The organism is Halanaerobium kushneri (assembly GCF_900156285.1).
Lineage (GTDB): Bacteria > Bacillota > Halanaerobiia > Halanaerobiales > Halanaerobiaceae > Halanaerobium > Halanaerobium kushneri.
This window is the reverse complement of the sequence record NZ_FTNC01000028.1, coordinates 1-17382: the sequence shown is the minus strand read 5'-3', so window position 1 is coordinate 17382 and position 17382 is coordinate 1. Positions and strand designations below refer to the sequence as shown.

Annotated in this window: 23 protein-coding genes and 1 pseudogene; 20 read left to right on the top strand and 4 right to left on the bottom strand. The window is 33.3% G+C overall.

The window, feature by feature from the left end:
- Nucleotides 1-3 precede the first annotated feature (3 nt).
- The 9 genes from cysD (at nucleotide 4) to BW929_RS13105 (ending at nucleotide 8992) form a co-directional block, all read left to right on the top strand.
- Nucleotides 4-885, top strand: coding sequence for a sulfate adenylyltransferase subunit CysD (cysD, locus tag BW929_RS13145; RefSeq protein WP_076545950.1), 882 nt, complete (start codon nucleotides 4-6; stop codon nucleotides 883-885).
- A 9-nt stretch (nucleotides 886-894) separates the two neighbouring features.
- On the top strand, nucleotides 895-2703 hold the full coding sequence (locus BW929_RS13140; RefSeq protein WP_076545949.1) for a GTP-binding protein: 1809 nt from the start codon (nucleotides 895-897) through the stop codon (nucleotides 2701-2703).
- On the top strand, nucleotides 2697-3278 hold the full coding sequence (gene cysC, locus BW929_RS13135) for an adenylyl-sulfate kinase (RefSeq protein ID WP_076545948.1): 582 nt from the start codon (nucleotides 2697-2699) through the stop codon (nucleotides 3276-3278). The genes BW929_RS13140 and cysC overlap by 7 nt, the downstream gene beginning before the upstream one ends.
- Before the next feature lie 123 nt (nucleotides 3279-3401).
- Nucleotides 3402-4793 (top strand): SLC13 family permease, encoded by a 1392-nt coding sequence (locus BW929_RS13130; protein WP_076545947.1) that lies wholly within the window; start codon nucleotides 3402-3404, stop codon nucleotides 4791-4793.
- A 55-nt stretch (nucleotides 4794-4848) separates the two neighbouring features.
- Nucleotides 4849-5322: a hypothetical protein gene (locus BW929_RS13125; RefSeq protein ID WP_076545946.1), complete on the top strand. Its 474-nt coding sequence runs from the start codon at nucleotides 4849-4851 to the stop codon at nucleotides 5320-5322.
- A 216-nt stretch (nucleotides 5323-5538) separates the two neighbouring features.
- Nucleotides 5539-6906, top strand: a complete 1368-nt coding sequence (locus BW929_RS13120) for a sugar transferase (RefSeq protein ID WP_076545945.1) — start codon at nucleotides 5539-5541, stop codon at nucleotides 6904-6906.
- Between the two features lie 92 nt (nucleotides 6907-6998).
- Entirely contained in the window at nucleotides 6999-7910 is a 912-nt protein-coding gene (locus tag BW929_RS13115) for an SDR family oxidoreductase (RefSeq protein ID WP_076545944.1), read from the top strand.
- 12 nt (nucleotides 7911-7922) lie between these two features.
- A complete protein-coding gene (locus tag BW929_RS13110; RefSeq protein ID WP_076545943.1) occupies nucleotides 7923-8222 on the top strand; it encodes a hypothetical protein in 300 nt (99 codons plus the stop codon).
- Between the two features lie 20 nt (nucleotides 8223-8242).
- Nucleotides 8243-8992, top strand: a complete 750-nt coding sequence (locus tag BW929_RS13105) for a nucleoside-diphosphate sugar epimerase/dehydratase (protein ID WP_076545942.1) — start codon at nucleotides 8243-8245, stop codon at nucleotides 8990-8992.
- Here the strand turns inward: BW929_RS13105 and BW929_RS13100 are convergent.
- Nucleotides 8989-9654, bottom strand: coding sequence for a tyrosine-type recombinase/integrase (locus BW929_RS13100; protein ID WP_076545941.1), 666 nt, complete (start codon nucleotides 9652-9654; stop codon nucleotides 8989-8991). The two genes, BW929_RS13105 and BW929_RS13100, sit on opposite strands and share 4 nt — an antisense overlap.
- 222 nt (nucleotides 9655-9876) lie before the next feature.
- Here BW929_RS13100 and BW929_RS13095 point away from each other — a divergent pair, with 222 nt between their 5' ends.
- From BW929_RS13095 to BW929_RS13085, 3 genes are all read left to right on the top strand, one after another.
- The gene (locus BW929_RS13095) at nucleotides 9877-10416 is read left to right on the top strand and encodes a hypothetical protein (protein WP_076545940.1); all 540 of its coding nucleotides are present in this window, start codon (nucleotides 9877-9879) and stop codon (nucleotides 10414-10416) included.
- Nucleotides 10417-10555: 139 nt separating this feature from the next.
- Complete coding sequence (locus BW929_RS13090; protein ID WP_076545939.1) at nucleotides 10556-10900, top strand: hypothetical protein; 345 nt, start codon at nucleotides 10556-10558, stop codon at nucleotides 10898-10900.
- Nucleotides 10901-10976: 76 nt separating this feature from the next.
- A complete protein-coding gene (locus BW929_RS13085) occupies nucleotides 10977-11189 on the top strand; it encodes a hypothetical protein (protein ID WP_076545938.1) in 213 nt (70 codons plus the stop codon).
- Nucleotides 11190-11311: 122 nt separating this feature from the next.
- Here the strand turns inward: BW929_RS13085 and BW929_RS13080 are convergent, their stop codons facing one another.
- From BW929_RS13080 to BW929_RS13070, 3 genes are all read right to left on the bottom strand, one after another.
- Nucleotides 11312-12160, bottom strand: coding sequence for a nucleotidyl transferase AbiEii/AbiGii toxin family protein (locus BW929_RS13080; RefSeq protein WP_076545937.1), 849 nt, complete (start codon nucleotides 12158-12160; stop codon nucleotides 11312-11314).
- The gene (locus BW929_RS13075; protein ID WP_076545936.1) at nucleotides 12157-12750 is read right to left on the bottom strand and encodes a type IV toxin-antitoxin system AbiEi family antitoxin domain-containing protein; all 594 of its coding nucleotides are present in this window, start codon (nucleotides 12748-12750) and stop codon (nucleotides 12157-12159) included. The genes BW929_RS13080 and BW929_RS13075 overlap by 4 nt, the downstream gene beginning before the upstream one ends.
- Nucleotides 12751-12866: 116 nt before the next feature.
- Nucleotides 12867-13199 (bottom strand): YolD-like family protein, encoded by a 333-nt coding sequence (locus tag BW929_RS13070; RefSeq protein WP_076545935.1) that lies wholly within the window; start codon nucleotides 13197-13199, stop codon nucleotides 12867-12869.
- A gap of 256 nt (nucleotides 13200-13455) precedes the next feature.
- On the opposite strand from BW929_RS13070, the gene BW929_RS13065 reads away from it, so the two are divergent.
- From BW929_RS13065 to BW929_RS13030, 8 genes and pseudogenes are all read left to right on the top strand, one after another.
- Nucleotides 13456-14274 (top strand): V-type ATP synthase subunit I domain-containing protein, encoded by an 819-nt coding sequence (locus BW929_RS13065; RefSeq protein WP_076545934.1) that lies wholly within the window; start codon nucleotides 13456-13458, stop codon nucleotides 14272-14274.
- A gap of 59 nt (nucleotides 14275-14333) precedes the next feature.
- A complete protein-coding gene (mntA, locus tag BW929_RS13060; protein WP_076545933.1) occupies nucleotides 14334-14723 on the top strand; it encodes a type VII toxin-antitoxin system MntA family adenylyltransferase antitoxin in 390 nt (129 codons plus the stop codon).
- Complete coding sequence (hepT, locus tag BW929_RS13055; RefSeq protein ID WP_076545932.1) at nucleotides 14723-15130, top strand: type VII toxin-antitoxin system HepT family RNase toxin; 408 nt, start codon at nucleotides 14723-14725, stop codon at nucleotides 15128-15130. Before mntA ends, hepT begins: the two co-directional genes overlap by 1 nt.
- Before the next feature lie 48 nt (nucleotides 15131-15178).
- Nucleotides 15179-15391 carry a hypothetical protein gene (locus tag BW929_RS13050; RefSeq protein ID WP_076545931.1) on the top strand — a complete coding sequence of 71 codons (213 nt, stop codon included), beginning with the start codon at nucleotides 15179-15181 and terminating at the stop codon, nucleotides 15389-15391.
- Nucleotides 15392-15931: 540 nt separating this feature from the next.
- Entirely contained in the window at nucleotides 15932-16087 is a 156-nt protein-coding gene (locus tag BW929_RS15290) for a hypothetical protein (protein ID WP_159437164.1), read from the top strand.
- 128 nt (nucleotides 16088-16215) lie between these two features.
- Complete coding sequence (locus BW929_RS13040; RefSeq protein WP_084566217.1) at nucleotides 16216-16398, top strand: helix-turn-helix domain-containing protein; 183 nt, start codon at nucleotides 16216-16218, stop codon at nucleotides 16396-16398.
- Nucleotides 16399-16436: 38 nt separating this feature from the next.
- Nucleotides 16437-17198 carry a ParA family protein gene (locus BW929_RS13035; RefSeq protein ID WP_076545928.1) on the top strand — a complete coding sequence of 254 codons (762 nt, stop codon included), beginning with the start codon at nucleotides 16437-16439 and terminating at the stop codon, nucleotides 17196-17198.
- Nucleotides 17191-17382 (top strand): annotated as a pseudogene (locus BW929_RS13030) (hypothetical protein); the annotation flags it as partial. The gene BW929_RS13035 and the pseudogene BW929_RS13030, both read left to right, overlap by 8 nt.

Sequence of the window (17382 nt, the reverse complement as noted above, 5' to 3'; positions counted from 1 at the left end):
AATTTGGATCATTTAGACAAATTAGAAAGCAGAAGTATTCATATTCTACGAGAAGCCTACAGTGAATTTAATAATATCTGTATGTTATGGTCAGTAGGTAAGGACTCAACAGTTATGTTATGGTTGGCCAGGAAGGCATTTTTTGGTCATGTGCCAATACCATTAGTACATATTGACACCAGCTACATGATTCCCGAAATGATTGAACACCGGGATAAACTTGCTAAAAAGTGGAATCTAGATATGATTTACGGTCAAGACGAAGAAACACTTAAAGCAGGAAATACCTTTCCAAATGGTCAGGCAACACATTTAGAATGCTGTGGCCGCTTAAAGACAGATGCACTGAAAAACACCTTAAACGGTAACTGGAGACGCTACAGATATAATCATAATAAGGACGAGTATGAACTTGATGATAACCGAGAACCCTACACCGGAGTAATAGTTGGTGCTCGAGCAGATGAGGAAGGTTCCCGCTCCAAAGAGAGATATTTCTCTCCCCGGGACAGGAACAATGACTGGGATATAGGTGATCAGCCACCTGAATTTTGGGATCAGTATAAGACTGATTTTGCACCAGGGACTCATGTGAGGATTCATCCACTTCTTGACTGGACTGAATTAGATGTCTGGGAATATATTCAGCGCGAAAAGATACCGATGGTCTCACTCTATTTTGATCAGGGAGAAGGTAAACGCTACCGCTCTTTAGGCTGTGGTCCCTGTACGGAAACAGTTGATTCTACAGCTTCTACAGTTGATGAGGTAGTAGAAGAGCTGAAAACAGGTAAATTTTCTAATATCGCTGAGCGTGACGGCAGGGCTCAGGATAAAGAAGATGGTGGCGGTTTAGAAGAACTGCGCAAAGACGGGTATATGTAGGAGGTAATGATGAATAATAAAACTGGAGATAAAGATTTAAATTTAGTTATTGCAGGTCATGTTGATCACGGGAAAAGTACAATTATCGGCAGAATGCTGGCAGATACTGATTCTTTACCTGAGGGTAAATTAGAACAGGTTAAAGAAACCTGCCGCAAGAACTCCAAACCCTTTGAATATGCTTTTTTACTTGATGCTCTAAAAGATGAGCAGGCACAGGGAATTACAATTGATTCAGCCCGGGTCTTTTTCCAGACAGATTTTAGACAGTATATTATCCTAGATGCTCCGGGACATATTGAGTTTTTGAAGAATATGGTAACCGGTGCTGCCAGAGCAGAAGCTGCACTTTTAGTAATCGATGCATCAGAAGGAGTTAAAGAAAACTCCCGCCGCCACGGCTATATGCTTTCAATGCTCGGTATCAAACAGATTGCAGTTGTGGTCAATAAGATGGATTTAGTGGACTATGACGAGGATACATATAATGAGATAGTAGCTGAATACACTGAATTTTTAGCGGAATTGGGAATGGAAGCAGAGACCTTTATTCCGGTCAGCGGGATGCTCGGTGATAATGTAGCCGACAGTTCAGAAAATATGGACTGGTATCACGGCAAAACTGTGCTGGAGCAGCTGGACAGCTTTGAAAATGAAGCTCTGCCCCACAATAAACCCTTTAGAATGCCGGTTCAGGATGTCTATAAATTTACCAAAGGTGGAGATGACCGCCGCATAGTTGCCGGTACAGTTGGTGCTGGAGAATTAAATATCGGAGATGAGGTTGTTTTCTATCCTTCCGGTAAAAAGAGTACTGTTAAAACAATTGAAGGTTTTAAAGAAGACCAACAGCATAAGGTTAAGGTCGGAAAAGCAACCGGCTTTACTCTGGATGAACAGATCTATATTACCCGGGGTGAACTTGCCTCCAGAGCCGATGAGGCTGAGCCCAAGGTTTCAGCAAGAATTAAGGCCAATTTATTCTGGTTGGCCCGTCAGGATCTAGTTAAGGATAAGGTATATTATCTTAAGGTAGGAACCGCTAAGGTTAAAGCTCGGCTGGAAAAGATTAATCGGGTGATTGATGCTTCTAACTTAGATCAGGATGAAAGCAAAGAAAAAATTGAACGCCATGATGTAGCAGAGGTGGTCTTTAAACTTGATAAGGCGATGGCCTTTGACCTGGCAGGAGAGATTGAGGAGACCAGCCGCTTTGTGATTGTTGATGACTTTGAGATTGCCGGTGGTGGAATCATCTCTGAGGCTATGGAAGATGAACAGAGCTGGGTTCGAGAAAAGGTTATGCGCCGTAATTACAACTGGGAGCAGTCTTTAATCAGCCGCGAAGATCGGGCCGAAAAATATAATCAGAAATCAACTCTGATTTTAATTACAGGAGAAGAGGATGTTGGTAAAAAACCAACAGCTAAAGCCTTAGAAAAGAGATTATTTAATGATGGTAAGGTAGTTTATTTCCTCGGTATCGGTAACCTGCTCTACGGTGTTGATGCTGATATTAAAAACGGTGATAATGGACATAAGGAAGAGCACCTGCGCCGTCTGGCAGAGGTTTCCCACTTAATGCTTGATGCAGGGGCGATTTTAGTTGTCACAGCAGTTGAACTGAGTCAGTCTGACTTAGAACTGATTAAAACTACAGTTAATCCACAGCAGATAGAGACTGTCTGGCTGGGTGATCGGGTAACAACTGATCTGGAATTTGATCTCCATATTCCTGAGTTCACCTCTGAGAAAGAAGTTTCAGGCCAGATTAAGGGCTTACTTCAGGACAGGGGGATTATTTTTAGACCATGGTAGATAATATAAAGTGGCATTCAGGTAAAATTGATAAGGCTGCTCGGGAGGAACTTTTAGGACAGCAGGGCATAGTCTTATGGTTTACCGGACTTTCGGGCTCCGGTAAATCTACTATTGCCGTTGAGGTGGAAAAAGAACTTTACCGACGCGGTAAAGCCTCTTACCGCCTTGATGGTGATAACCTGCGCTTTGGTTTAAATAAAGATCTCGGCTTTACTGCTGAGGAAAGAAAAGAGAATATCCGCCGCATCGGTCAGGTAGCTGCTCTTTTTGCCGATGCCGGATTGATTACCCTGGCTTCCTTTATTTCTCCCTATAAAGCTGGCAGAGAAGCTGCCCGCCAGGCTGCAGGAGCAGATAACTTTAAAGAAATTTATGTTAAAGCTAGTGTAGAGACCTGTGCTGAGCGGGATCCTAAAGGGCTTTACGAAAAGGCTAAAAACGGTGAGATTGAAAATTTCACTGGTATTTCAGCTCCTTACGAAGACCCAGAAGCCCCTGAACTGATAGTTGATACTGAAATCTTAAGTCTTGAAAAATCAGTTAAAATGGTGCTGGATCTTATTTTAAAATAGTTAAAATATACAGATATAGTTTATCATTAACTGGTAAAAAGATTTTAACATCCTCTCCTGAGAGCGAATAAAGGGAGAGGTTTTTTGTTAAGTAACCAGTTTTGGTGAAAGGAAATGATTTTGATGTTTAAATATTTTAAAGAAATAATTAAATACACAGGTGTTATTTTTTTTCTAATACTTTTAGTAATGCCAACTATGGCAGGGTTAAATCCAGCTGGACAAAGGGCTCTGGCAGTTTTTGTTCTGGTTTTAACTCTCTGGGTATCACATGTGCTTCCATTATCAGTAACTTCACTGCTTGGAATTGCCTTATTACCACTTTTAAATGTAATGAGCATTGAATATACTTTTTCTCTTTTTGGTTCCAAGGCAATCTTTTTTATTCTGGGAGCACTAATCCTTGCCTCCGGTTTATATCAGACAGGTTTAGGATCAAGATTAGCTTTTAAAATAATATCTTTCAGCGGCAAAAGTCCACTTAAATTATTATATGGAATTTTATTTACAGCTGCTTTTTTATCCTTAATCATGCCCGAACATGCCGTTGCTGCTCTGTTGTTTCCGATAGTCTTAGAGATTGCAGTCAGTTTGGACTTAAAAAGGCTTGAGAGCAATTATGGAAAGCTGCTATTTTTAACAATGGCCTGGGGAACAGTAATTGGTGGGATCACAACCTATCTTGGTGGTGCTCGTAATTTGTTGGCGGTTGGATTATTAGAAAAGCACTATGGGATCTCTATTGGTTTTTTTGAATGGATTAAATACAGCTGGCCTCTGCCTTTTTTGCTCTTAATTATTTTTGCAGTGATTATTGCTAAATTTGCTGAGATTGATATTGATGATACCTCTCGCTCCTTAGAAAAATTGAAGTCCAAATCAGAGGCCAGGGGAAATTTCTCTAAAGCCGAAAAAAAACTGATTCTAATATTAGCTGCAGTAGTTTTTAGCTGGTTATTTTTATCAAATCTGATCAATATCGCTGTCACATCTCTACTGGGGGGGGTCTTAGTTGTTGCTTTCAATGTTGTGGACTGGCAGAAAGTAGAATCTTATGTCAACTGGGGAGTAATTTTAATGTATGGAGGTGCAGTTGTGGTCGCCTCTTCTTTAGTAGAAACCGGAGTAACTGACTGGATGGCAGCTAGATTTTTTTCGCAGCTGGAGCTAGCACCATTTCTATTTATAGTTCTTCTTGCAGTCTTCACCTCCATTCTAACTGAAGGAGTCAGTAATGTAGCTTCTGTGGCGGTTATTCTGCCAGTAGCTTACAGTGCAGCTGAAGCCTACAGTCTAAACCCAATACTTTTAACTTTATCTGTTGCTTTATCTGGAGGGCTTGCCTTTTTGCTGCCGATGGGAACTCCACCAAATGCGATTGCTTTTTCCTCCGGCTATTATCAGATCAAGGATGCTCTAAAATGGGGCCTGTTGCTTAAAGTTATCGGCTGGGTGATCTATATTTTAGTTGCCAGATTCTACTGGCCGCTGATTGGACTGGAGATTTTTATTTAGAATAATTACTTAATAGACTTCAAATAAAGTTATTAAAACTTGTGGGTGATAAATAATGAAAAAATATATGCTGGTCTTATTCAGTTATGGTGGTTTAAAGAAAATCAATGAACATCTAGAAAAAAAGCTGAAACCTAATGATAAGCTGCTGCTCAGAGCTTTAATGCTCGAAGAAGTTCCAAGACTTTTTGAACATTTAATTTCTGATGTCGGTTTTTTAGGTGAGCAGGTAGTCAGAGATGTGGAAGATTCTATTGTAAATATCTATCAGGAAAATGCTAAAGATTATTTAAATGAGATAGCAGAAATGGCAGCAGCCAAAAACTTTGAGCTTGATAAAAAATTTATTGAAGAACAAGAGTTGGAAAAATTAGAAGAAGAAATCAAAACATCTGAACTGGATGAAATTTTTATTAATTTCTCTCAGAACGAATTTGTTTCCAATCAGGTTAAAGAGGATGAGCTTAAAAGCTGGTTAAAACAAATTGAGCTTTCTATAGATACCTTTTATGATGGGGAAAGTACCTAGATGATATTATAATAGTAAACAAAACTATAGTATTATGATATACAAATACAAAACATATGTAACTATTTTTTGCTCAAATCATTTAGTTTAGGCATCATCTTTAATCACTATTTTTGTCGAATTTGTTGAATTGCCTTAATATGTAGAGTATAATTTATATGAGTATACTGAAAATTTACAGTTGAATCAATTTGATTTATAAACAGGGGGACCATTATGAAAGCCAAAGAGTTATTTATAAACACCATCCGCATTATCGGAGATGTCATTTTTGTTAATCTAGCTTTTCTGCTAGCGTTTAAGTTGCGTTTTACCGGGAGAATACCATCTCAAAACTATAATGCTTTGTTAAATATAATACCGTATGTTTCAATCTTCTCTGTTCTCCTATTCCAAATGTACGACCTTTACAGCAATCAATTAAAGAGAAGGATAGATGAGGTTTTCTATACCTTTATACCAGCAACCTTTATTATAGTCCTCTTTACAGGTACAGTAACATATTTAACTCATTCTTTGGCCTTTCCACGCTCGGTTTATTTAATATCTTTCCCTACTCTTTTTTTAACGATGGTTGCCTGGCGTTATTTAACAATAGCCTTGGAGCGCCTTATATCTAAAAAAGAAGAAATAATTATTGTTGGTCGTGGAGAAAATACAGCTAAGTTAATAAAAAATATAGTTAGTACCATGCATAAAAGCTATAATATTAAGGATGTAATTATTGATAACCCTGATTATCTTAAAGGTCTAGATCATGTAGAATTTAATTTATATAATGATTTTAATAACTTAGAAGAGAAATTAATGGGAATGGATGCAGACATAGTATTTATCGCTTCAAATTTAAATGAAGAAGAAAAAAAGGGTGCTTTTTATGCAGCTTTAGAGAAGGACTGGGAGGTTTCTCTAGTACCTGAATTCTATGAGATTATGCTTTCTGGTTCCCGGCTGGAACAGATTGGAGAAATGCCTGTTTTTGAGATTGTACCACCGCATAATTCTATTGGCTTTTTCTTTAAACGCTTAACAGATATTATACTGGCTTCAATCGGTCTCCTTTTAAGTTTACCTTTAACTCTGCCAGCTGCTATTGCTATAAAGTTAGAAAGTAGAGGCCCACTTTTCTTTAATCAGGAGCGGGTAAGTCGCATGGGAGAAGAATTCGACGTATATAAATTCAGGACAATGGTTAATAATGCAGAAGAAAATACCGGCCCTGTATTAGCTAAGAAAAATGACAGCAGAGTAACTAAAATTGGAAAAATATTGAGGAAAACAAGGATTGATGAAATTCCACAGCTTATTAATGTTTTAAAAGGTGATATGAGTATAGTGGGACCAAGACCTGAAAGGCCTCATTTTGTAGGTCAATTTGAAAAAGAAATACCTCATTATAAATATCGTCACTTTATTAAAACAGGTATTACTGGTTTAGCTCAGGTATATGGTTTCTATGATACTGATGCTGAAGATAAGCTGAGAATGGATCTCTTATATGCCAATAAGCGGTCTTTTGTCTTTGATTTAAAGATATTATTGGAAACTCTAAAAGTTATTTTTATGGGGCATAAGGCAAATTAATAAAATATAATTAAATCAGATATTAATTACCCGGTGCTATTACTTTGCAGCAGCGGGTATTTTATTACTCGGATAAAGGGAGTTGAATGTTCATGGAAGTATTGGTAACAGGTGGAGCAGGGTTTATTGGTTCCAATATTGTAGATGGCTTAATTGAAAAAGGCCACAAAGTAATAATAGTTGATAATCTAAGTTCAGGTAAAAAAGAGAATTTAAATGAGAAAGCTGAATTTTATCATTTGGATATTAGTGATCAGGAATTAGAGAAAGTTTTTAAAGAAAATAATATTGCACATGTAATTCATCATGCAGCTCAGATAGATGTCCAGCACTCAATTAAAGATCCTCTCTTCGATGCTCAAAATAATATTTTGGGAACTATCAATGTTTTAGAGGTGGCTAAGGACTATGAAGTGGAAAAGATAATTTACGCTTCTTCAGCTGCTGTTTATGGTGAACCAGATTATTTACCTATAGATGAAAAACACCCGATAAAAGCAATGTCACCATATGGAATAAGTAAACATACACCAGAACATTACATAAAAATGTACAATGAACTTTATGATCTGAAATATACTATATTCCGCTATGCTAATGTCTATGGACCTCGTCAGGATCCTAAAGGTGAAGGTGGAGTTGTTTCTGTTTTTGTCGATAAAATGTTAGCTGAAGAAAGACCAGTTATATTTGGTGATGGTAAGCAGACTAGAGATTTTATTCATGTATATGATATAGTAAAAGCCAATCTTCTTGCTTTAGAAACAGGAGATAATATCCTGGTTAATATTAGTACTGAGAGCAGAGATAGTGTTAATGATCTTGTAGAATATCTAAATTTGATTCTTCCATATAATTTAGACGCTATTTATGAAGAAGCTCGCAAAGGAGATATTTTGCATTCTTCCCTGGCTAATGGTCAAGCTAAAGAGCTATTAGGCTGGAAACCTGATTATGATTTTAAAGCAGGGTTAAAACAAACTGTAGAGTATTATTCAAAGTAAAGGGTGAAAATAATGTCCTATTTAAAAGATAAATTTCAGCAGCAGGGATATTTAACTAGAGATCAATTAAAAAAATATGCTAAAAATAATGGAATCAGCTATGATTTAGTTAAAAAAGTATTATCTGATCTGGGAATAAAAATTTATGATATTAAGCCGAAGGGTAAGGTCAAATCGACTTCAGGTGAATATGAGAAGTGTGTTATCTGTGGAAGAAAAACTGAGGTTAAAGTTAGTGCAAAAGTAGATACCAGAGAGCATTATGTGACTGGGGTAGGCCAGTTATGTGAGAAGTGTCATAGGGAACTATAAAATTAGAGTGAGGTATTAACATGCAGCAAAACTATAAAAAGATATTTTATGTGGGATTGAAATTCTTTTCTGATCTTTTTAGCGTTAATTTCCCCTTGGTTTTAGCAGCTCTATTCATTTACGATTTTACTTTAGGAGAGTATTTTAAAAGTTTTAATGAAGTGATTCTTTTTTCTTCACTATTAATATCTGTGATCATGAGTATATTTGAATTATATGAGATGGAAATTTTAGAAAAAAAGGATCTGCTATCTAGAACAACTACAGCTTTACTTATTTTCTTCTTAGTTAGTTCTTTTACTCTAGTTGCATCATCATATAATTATAGCTGGCCGCTATTAGCTTCCCTATATATTTTAATAGCAATCTTTATAATTTCATCCAGATTAATGATCTTCAGACTGGAAAAAAAATCTGCTGCAGCTAAAACTGTAGCTATTGTTGGTGGAACTAAAGAAGTTAAAGATTTAATAACTAAAATTCAGTCCAAACCAGATAATTATAATTTAAAGACAGTTATTACAAACAAGCATGATGAACATTTAGAGCAGCAACTATCAAATGAAGTAGATACTTACTTTGGCTTCAAGTGGTTGGAACCTACAATCGATAGGCTAGAAAATATTGATATTTTACTGATTGCTTACAATAATTTAGATGATAGAATAAAAGCCAGGCTTTTTAATCTTAAGTCTTCTCCCGGCACCAGGATATACATACTGCCTACAAGTTATGATCCTAACTTTTTTGATCCAGACTTAACCCATTAATACTTTTCATCCAGCTTCTTCATGTCATTCTCCAGTTCCTCATCCACCAGGTGGGTATAAATCATAGTAGTTTGAATACTACTGTGTCCTAAAGTTTTCTGAACCTTCCTTAAATCGTTTGTCATCCTATATAGTTCAGTAGCAAAGGTATGTCTTAACACATGGGGGCTTACCTTCTTCTGTAAGTATGTCTCTTCTAACTCATTTCCTTCCTTATCCCGATACTTTTTTTCAACTTCTTCCTGGATACCTGCTTTTTCTGCATATCTATAAACCATCTTTCTTACATTAGCTTCATTTAGCTGATTTCCTGTTAAAGTAGTAAAAACTAAATTGCCTTCATTATTCAACTTCTTTTCAGTTAAAATTTCATGCTGCTTTTCTCGCCACTTACCCAATTGGTTCAAAGTTTTTTCTCCAAGCCAGAGATTTCTATCTTTTCTGCCTTTACCCTCGACAACTGATAATTTAGCAGCAGGAAAATTAATATCACTCCATTTTAGATTTAAAGTTTCTGCTAATCTTAATCCAGCTTTCAGCATTAACCTGATCATAGTTTTATTTCTCAATGCAGTTGGATATCTTTCATTGAAAACTTCTAATAATTTTTTCTGTTCTTCCTCGCTCAGCACTTCAGGTATTCTTCTTCCTCTTTTTGGCATTTTTAAAGTTTCAACCCCTTTTCACTCTATTTTGTATAAAATAGTGTTATATTCACACCTTGTTTTTAGTTTATCACCTTTAATTGCCTTTGGCAACAAATTCGTGTTATATTCACAAAATTTATCAAAATAAAAATCGTTTTTAAATTAAATTATTTATAAAGGGATTTTGCTTTAACAAAAGAAATATATTATATGACATTTATAAAAGGAGAATAAATAATGTTTAATAAAAAAGAATTAATTAGAAATTATAAAGGTGAAAAAATAACTAAAAACAGAGAATGGGTTAAAAAATATAACCCACTGCTTATTGATCACTTTCAGACAAAATTTGAAGAAATGACATATTATTTAGCGGATGATGGATTAAGGTATTATCCCAAAAATGATGTGATGGATATTATTGTATATCGAAAAGTAAAACTAAGACATTTAAGATTCTTGCCAGAAATAGAAAGAGAAATTGAAAAGTTAAAATGTGAATGGGCTGAAGATCCAGCTTGGGATATAGAAGATACCGAAGGATTTGAACCGTTTAAAGATGAATTATTAAATTACAAAAGATTTATGACTAGATATTGGGAAAATAAACAAAAACAAATAGAAGAAGAAAAAGATCAAAAAGCTAATCAGTTAGGTTTAGAAGGGTTATATCGAATGATACTGAATTTACAGGAAAGAAATAGAATTTTAGGAAACTGGATTAAGGAGATTCAAGATAAATGTGAAGATGATAATAAAAATGAAGAAAAGGTCTGAACTAGTACTTCTGTTTTTGCAAGTTGAAATTACTTCTTATGATAAACTCATATTAAATATATATAAAATTTTCTTACAACAATATTTTGTGAATGATATAATTAAGTAAATTGCTAAATATGAGAATGGAGTGATTATAATGTTGAATGAAATAGTTAAAGCTGTAGAAGAATTTGATACGGTTTCAGATGAGGAACTAGGATATTGTGAAGGAGAAATATTAGGTTTTGCTTTTTACTCTGATGGTGAAATTAGAATTGAAAATAACTATTATTTAGAAATACCCTATGTGAGAATTGGAAATCAGTATTATAATTCTGATCCCAGGGTTAAGGCTAACTATATATCTGGCTTAGCTAAAACAATTAGAAAAGGGTTTGTCGACGAATGGTGCAAAAATTCTTTTCTCCTGACCAAAAAAGGATGGGATAAGGCTGAATCTATAGTTGAAGATATTAAAAGAAATCATTGTAAAGCACAATGAAAATTGATATTCTAATAGCAGTCATCATTATAAGTTTATAATTAAAATAATCTACAATGACAGGAGTTTTTAGAATATGAAATTTCAATGCAAAGCATGTGGTTCATCTTTTTCTGCTATGGAGTGGAATATAGCTACAAGAAAACATATACCAGAAAATAGAGAATTTATTCCAATTCAGTCTATCTTTGATAACCCTGACGCTCCAGATATTAAAGAACTAAAGTGGTTCTGCCCCAACTGCAGCATAGATAAACCTGATGTTGGGGTAAAATTTGATGAGTATTAGAAATATGAGGAATAAGCGGCTGCTAGAAATTAAAAGTTGGTGTAATCCCCAGGCTAAATAAAACTTTTTGCGATTTAACCCTATTGTTTTATGGATTTTGACTAATAAAAGATATTTTAATTCTAAATACCATTATCTTCGATTTCATTCCATAACTTAATTATCTGTTCTTCCAGACTGGAAAACTCAATTTCCTCTGCATATTTAAATTTTTTCCTATACCTATTCCAATGTTCTAAAATAATTTCACTTTTGAAAACTTCAATAAGAATCTCCTTACCATTTTTTATAGCCTTATAAGTCTTACGATTTTTAGAAGTTTCAATTAAAGCAACTGCTAACAATTCAGTATTTATCTTTTTCTTAAACTTCAAAGCTAAAATATATACATCATAAAAGTCACGCATTCTGGTGTTTGTCTTTGATCTGCTAACAATAGTTTCTAATTTTTCCGCCAGTAGAGTTTCTAAATTATAAGATAAAATATCTATTTTTTCATCTTCAAATAATATCTGATATCTGTAATTAATTTCAGATGGAGTGAGTTTATCTCCTGTTGTTAAATCTATTTTTAAAGGAATTCTTGCTTTGCCCATTGATGCTAGAATAGCTAGTCTAAATCCATTATAGTCAGCTTCTTCTCTTATACTGTCTACCTGTTTTAGTTTGAACTCAATTTCATCTTCGGTTTTGGCTGAAAATATTTCCGTAAAAACTTCTGTAATATTTTCTTTGCTTAGTCTAAATGATTTTATAGTTAGATCCATATCTACTGTACTTCTTGATTCAATACCTACTAGATCAGCAACCAGCATACCACCTTTAAGAATAAAATTATTTTTATAATCAGAATTAGCAATCTTTAATAATAATCGCTGCATCATATAATTTCTTAAAAGCACCTGACTGTTAACATTTTTTTCTTTGGCCAAATTTTTAATTAAGTCTTTTAATTGCATTAAGTTTTTCATACAAACATCTCCAAATATTTTCTTAAGACACTGCCGATTTTTAATTTATCTCCATACTTCAAAAGTAAATGAATATCTTTATCTTTACTATTTAAATATTTTCTAATAGCTCCATTAACCGTTGAAATATCAATATTATTGCGATCTTTTAAAATATCACAGATAGTTCTTTCTTTATTATATACTTTGATTTTTCTGCCGTAGATAGTTTCCTTTTCCATAACACCAAGTAAATGAAGTTCTTTTTTAACTGTATGAACTTTAATATTTTCGTCTTTTAAATAAGGGTTATGATAACCATAAGGAGCAGTTGCTGTATATTCTAGAGGATCTCTATCAGTTAAATCATGTAGATAAAGAGCTGTTTCATGAGAGTAAATCAATCTGGTATTTTTTTGCTGGATAATATACATTTCATCACTAAAAGTATCAGGAGTTGTATAAACTCCTCTTTTGATTCTCTCCAACTTATCTTCTTCTAAAAAAATAGATAAATATTCTCTAGGAATATCCTCTTCTTTCAATTCTTTAGTTAAAATAAGGCCATCATTCTTTTTAATCAAATTGTTTAAATCTTGACGATAATTCATCAGACCACCTCTTTTACTAATATACTAATATTATATCTTATTTTAGTTTAAAAGTAAAAAAATATTTGCTAAACATCCATATCTTTGGTTTTAAAGAGTAATAGGATTTCATTTCTTTATTTCAGTCTTAAATCCAATAGATTATTAATAGATATCTTCTGCTGCTCGTCTGTTTTTTCAGAGATAATTACTTCTTTTCGATTCAAATTCACTTTTTTGATTACCCCTGAAGTTATTTTAAATCTTTTATCTTCATAATATTTTATTTCTACCGGCAGTTTCTTTTGAACAGCCTGCTGCAGCTTAAAGTTAATAGCAGCTTTCTCCTGGTCATCTAAAATTGGCTTTTCTCTGTCCTTTTCGCTTTTCTTTAGTTCTTTTAGGCGCTTCCTGTGTTCAATCAGCATCATGGCAGTCCATTTTTTGTTGCCTCTATCCTTCAGGTTCATTTAAGATCAACTCCTCTCTCTTCTTTATTTTAACATACATCTGTTCGAAAATATATCCCGTAATATCATTTCACTCTGTTTTTACTTTTTTTCATATATTTATTGACTATTGTAAAAATATTTAGTAAACTTATATTATCACTTAGTTTACAAAGTAAACATAAGTAAACTATAGTATATTTCAAAATTTAAAGTTTTGATTATATAAATTAAGTTTAGGTAGAATATCATTAAAACAACCTGAGGAGGTATTATTATGTCAGAAACCTGGAGTGCTAAAGTAAGTAAGGAAACTAAAGAAAAGATTAATGAACTGGCTGATATGAGTAATTTTGACAACCGAGGTGACTTTGTAGAGCACTTGTTGGGGCTTTATAACATTAATACTGTTAAGGATGAAGTGCCTGAGTTAAGTGGGGATTTGGCCTCTCTTCAAACTATTACCAAAGAGATTACCAATATATTTACCGGTATGGGAGAAAAAATGGCTGTTGCTTTAAGAGAGAAAGATAATAATTACCTGCAGCAGCTGGCCGAGAAAGATGAAACCATAAAAGAATTTAAGAATAAATTTGAAGATCTCACGGAAAAGCATAAAGAATTAAAGAAGGATTCTAAAGAAGAAAAGAATTTATTATCAGATAGGGTCTCTTCTCTTGAGAATGAACTCGAAGAACTGGAAAAAGACAATGAGCAGCTTAAAAATTCTGTCGAAACTAAAGATGATCTGATATTTAATCTTAAGGATCAAAAGCAGGAGTTAAAATATGAAATTCATCGCAAAGATGATCAGTTAGAAGAACTACCTAAGATGAAGGACCGTTTAAAAGAGTTGGGATCAGAGTTAGAAAAACAGCAGAAAGAAAATGAGCAGCTGGAAAGCAAGATTGAATCACTTAATAGACAGCTTGAAGATAAAGATAATACTATGGAAAATATGAAGGAAAAGCTAACAAATGAAAAGGAGCGGGCGCTATTAGAACAGGAAAAAGAGTTCCAGAAAGAGCTTCAGGAAGTTAGAGATGAATATAATGAGAAAGTTCAGAGATTACTGAATAAATCAGAAGAAAAATAAGGATTAGTTCTTTTTATGTTTTTGAAAATAATGTATAATTTAATAAACGGGGTGATAAAATGAATTTAGAAGTACCCACCAATATTATTAATAAGTATAATATCGAATTATTTGTTGTGTTTGGTTCCTATGCCGATGACAATAATAAAAAAGGAAGCGACCTTGATCTTGGATATAAATGTTCTGAGTTTCTAACGGAGTCAGAAGAAATGGAGCTTTTAAATGAATTATCTCAATTTTATCAGCGTGCTGATATTGATCTTGTTAATCTAACTAAAGCTGAACCTATTTTAAAAGTAGAAATCGCAAAAAAAGGAAAGCTATTATATGGTAGTGAAGAAAAATTTGAAAAGTTCAGTATCTATGCAGCAGGGATTTATGCTGATACTAAGTTTTTATATGATGATAGAAGAAAAACTTTAGAGAAAAAAATTGAGGCAAGATATTGATGAATGAAATAATCATAAATAAACTCATAAAAATGGAAAAATATATTAGTGAACTGGAAAAGTTCAAACCTGATACTTTTAAAGAATATCAAAATGATCAGCTTAAGCGCTATGCTATTGAGCGACTTATTCAGTTGATTATTGATTTAGCATTAGATATTAATAATATGCTGATAAAAAAATCAGATAGGTACCCAGCTCAGGACTATTATTCCTCTTTTCTAGAATTGATTGATCTTGAAATATTATCAAAAGAATTTGCAAAAGATATTGCTCCCAGCACAGGAATAAGGAACAGGCTTGTCCATGAGTATGAAGAAGTAGATGATAAAGTTGTCTATCAAAATCTTGATAAATTAATAAAATATTATCTTTCGTATATTAAACATATAAATGAGAATATATGAATTAAAAGATTTTTTGACAATACGGATTAGAAAAAGGGGATAATTAAGGTGAAACAATTTTACATTAAAGCTTATAATTCTGCTGTTAAGCATGGGAGTAATCAGTTGAAAAAGATGATCTGGGCGGAAAATAAGGATGAAGCCTATGATAAGTTTTATGAGCAGTTTGAGAAGCCAGGAACTGTTGACTCAAGCAATGTATATATCAGAAAAATTATTGAAGTTACTGAAGAAAATAAAGACTCAATGGATGATTATTAATCTAATTATTTTCTAATTTGGCTTTAAAGGATTTTTAATAGCTCACTGATATCATTATAAACAGAATAAACGAATGACTTTGATCTCCTTTTTGAAGCTGCGCCAGAAGCAGCTATTATATAGATTTTTGTACTCGATAATTTCCTCCTCCTTTTTATCCGCTCCTTTATCGGAGTGGTTTTTTTGTTTATAACGTATACGTAACCGTATACGGATACAGATACGGAATTAATTAAAAAAATGAACTGCCAACAATTCTGATAAATATTCAGAATATTATAAAATATGTAATAGCATAATTACGTACTTACGTAAAAGCATAATGGCATATTTACATATTGGCATAACGGCATAATTATGTATTTTGGAATATTATAAAAAATGCTATTACCATCAATATTACTGTCAATGTTACCATTACCATTAATGTTAATGTCAACATTAATGGTAGAATTGCTGTTAATGGTGATGGCAATGTTAACAGCAATATTGGAATTAACATTAAAACTATCTTTAGTATTGGTCGTGAAATTGGAATTGGTGGTGCTGTTAATTTTACTGTTAACATTAATGGTAATGTCAATGGTAGAATTGATGGTGATGTTACCATTACCATTGATGGTAACATTGATGTTAATGTTACTGTCACCATTAATGGTAGAGTTAATGTTAATGGTGACAGTAATTACTACATAGAAGCACGAAAAGCAATTTCCAATCAGTGATTTAGTTGTTGATATATAATAGATTATGTATTATACTAGATTGTAACATGAATAAGTATCAAGAGATTTTAAAACTATATTTTTAGGAGGAGGATCAGTATGCCTGAGATATATACACCTGATGAAATAGCAGAAAAGCTTAAAGTGAGTGAACAAACTATACGCAGATATTTAAGGGAAAAAAAGTTAGAAGGGTTTAAGCTTGGTAATACCTGGCGTATAACAGAAAAGAGTTTTTTAGATTTTATTGAAGAAAGATCATCATCTAATCAAGAAAAATAGAAGAGTAGTTAATTCTTCTCTCAAAAAGGGGGATTGAAGTGGGACCAAAAAAAATAGCAGTGATCAATAATAAAGGTGGTGTAGGAAAAAGCACTACTTCAGTTCAATTAGCTCATGGACTAGCAAAACTAGACTTTAATGTTTTATTGATTGACTTAGACGGGCAAAATGATTCCAGTTTATTTTTGGGATTTACTGAAAAGGATTATGAAAATACTTTTTTCGATTTAATGGATCCTCGTTATCCAGCTAAATTAAGTGAGTGCATAATCAATGCTAGAGAAAATTTAGATCTTTTGCCTAATGATAACATTGAAAAAATTAACTCAGAATTACATCGTAACTCCAGAATAGATATAATTATGGAAGAAATATTATCGGACCTAGAAGATATGGATTACGATTTTGTTATGTTTGATTGTGGACCGCAAAGAACAAAAGTTAATGATGCAGTTTTATGTTATATAGACCATATTATTATGCCGGTTCAGGTTGAGTCAGCCAGTGTAAGAGCCGTAGGTAACATATATGAGTACTTAGATGAACTCAGATTAAGCAGCGACCTCATTACTTTGATTATTCCTAATATGTTTGATGCTAGGACAAATGAATCAAAAGCTAATCTAGAGCTTCTAAAAGATATATTCTCCGATGAACCAGATATTTTAACAGAACCGATTAACAGAAGGGTTAAAATAACTGAAGCTGGTAGAGCGGGGAAGACTGTATTTGAATATGATGAAGAAGCAGCAGACCAGTTCTTTAAAGTTTTAAAGCGGGTGGTGGAGAAAATTGTCTAAAAATGCAGAAGAGAAAAATGATAAAAGATTTAAAGAAATTAGTAATGATATCAAAGAAAAAAAAGAAAAGAGCAAGTCTAAAGATAAAGAAAATAAAAAAAATGATGGCAATGTTGATGGTACCATTGACAGTAACATTGATGGTAATGTTAATGGTAATGGTGACAGCAATAATGATGGTAAT

Bases quoted from the DNA above. Each gene is read 5' to 3' on its own strand.
- BW929_RS13120 (WP_076545945.1), top strand. From the start codon at position 5,539: ATGAAAGCCAAAGAGTTATTTATAAACACCATCCGCATTATCGGAGAT.
- BW929_RS13100 (WP_076545941.1), bottom strand. From the start codon at position 9,654: ATGCCAAAAAGAGGAAGAAGAATACCTGAAGTGCTGAGCGAGGAAGAA.
- BW929_RS13125 (WP_076545946.1), top strand. From the start codon at position 4,849: ATGAAAAAATATATGCTGGTCTTATTCAGTTATGGTGGTTTAAAGAAA.
- BW929_RS13095 (WP_076545940.1), top strand. From the start codon at position 9,877: ATGTTTAATAAAAAAGAATTAATTAGAAATTATAAAGGTGAAAAAATA.
- BW929_RS13070 (WP_076545935.1), bottom strand. From the start codon at position 13,199: ATGAACCTGAAGGATAGAGGCAACAAAAAATGGACTGCCATGATGCTG.
- BW929_RS13085 (WP_076545938.1), top strand. From the start codon at position 10,977: ATGAAATTTCAATGCAAAGCATGTGGTTCATCTTTTTCTGCTATGGAG.
- BW929_RS13140 (WP_076545949.1), top strand. From the start codon at position 895: ATGAATAATAAAACTGGAGATAAAGATTTAAATTTAGTTATTGCAGGT.
- BW929_RS13115 (WP_076545944.1), top strand. From the start codon at position 6,999: ATGGAAGTATTGGTAACAGGTGGAGCAGGGTTTATTGGTTCCAATATT.
- BW929_RS13080 (WP_076545937.1), bottom strand. From the start codon at position 12,160: ATGAAAAACTTAATGCAATTAAAAGACTTAATTAAAAATTTGGCCAAA.
- BW929_RS13040 (WP_084566217.1), top strand. From the start codon at position 16,216: ATGCCTGAGATATATACACCTGATGAAATAGCAGAAAAGCTTAAAGTG.
- BW929_RS13110 (WP_076545943.1), top strand. From the start codon at position 7,923: ATGTCCTATTTAAAAGATAAATTTCAGCAGCAGGGATATTTAACTAGA.
- BW929_RS13105 (WP_076545942.1), top strand. From the start codon at position 8,243: ATGCAGCAAAACTATAAAAAGATATTTTATGTGGGATTGAAATTCTTT.
- BW929_RS13130 (WP_076545947.1), top strand. From the start codon at position 3,402: ATGTTTAAATATTTTAAAGAAATAATTAAATACACAGGTGTTATTTTT.
- BW929_RS13075 (WP_076545936.1), bottom strand. From the start codon at position 12,750: ATGAATTATCGTCAAGATTTAAACAATTTGATTAAAAAGAATGATGGC.
- hepT (WP_076545932.1), top strand. From the start codon at position 14,723: ATGAATGAAATAATCATAAATAAACTCATAAAAATGGAAAAATATATT.
- BW929_RS13090 (WP_076545939.1), top strand. From the start codon at position 10,556: ATGTTGAATGAAATAGTTAAAGCTGTAGAAGAATTTGATACGGTTTCA.
- mntA (WP_076545933.1), top strand. From the start codon at position 14,334: ATGAATTTAGAAGTACCCACCAATATTATTAATAAGTATAATATCGAA.
- cysC (WP_076545948.1), top strand. From the start codon at position 2,697: ATGGTAGATAATATAAAGTGGCATTCAGGTAAAATTGATAAGGCTGCT.
- BW929_RS13065 (WP_076545934.1), top strand. From the start codon at position 13,456: ATGTCAGAAACCTGGAGTGCTAAAGTAAGTAAGGAAACTAAAGAAAAG.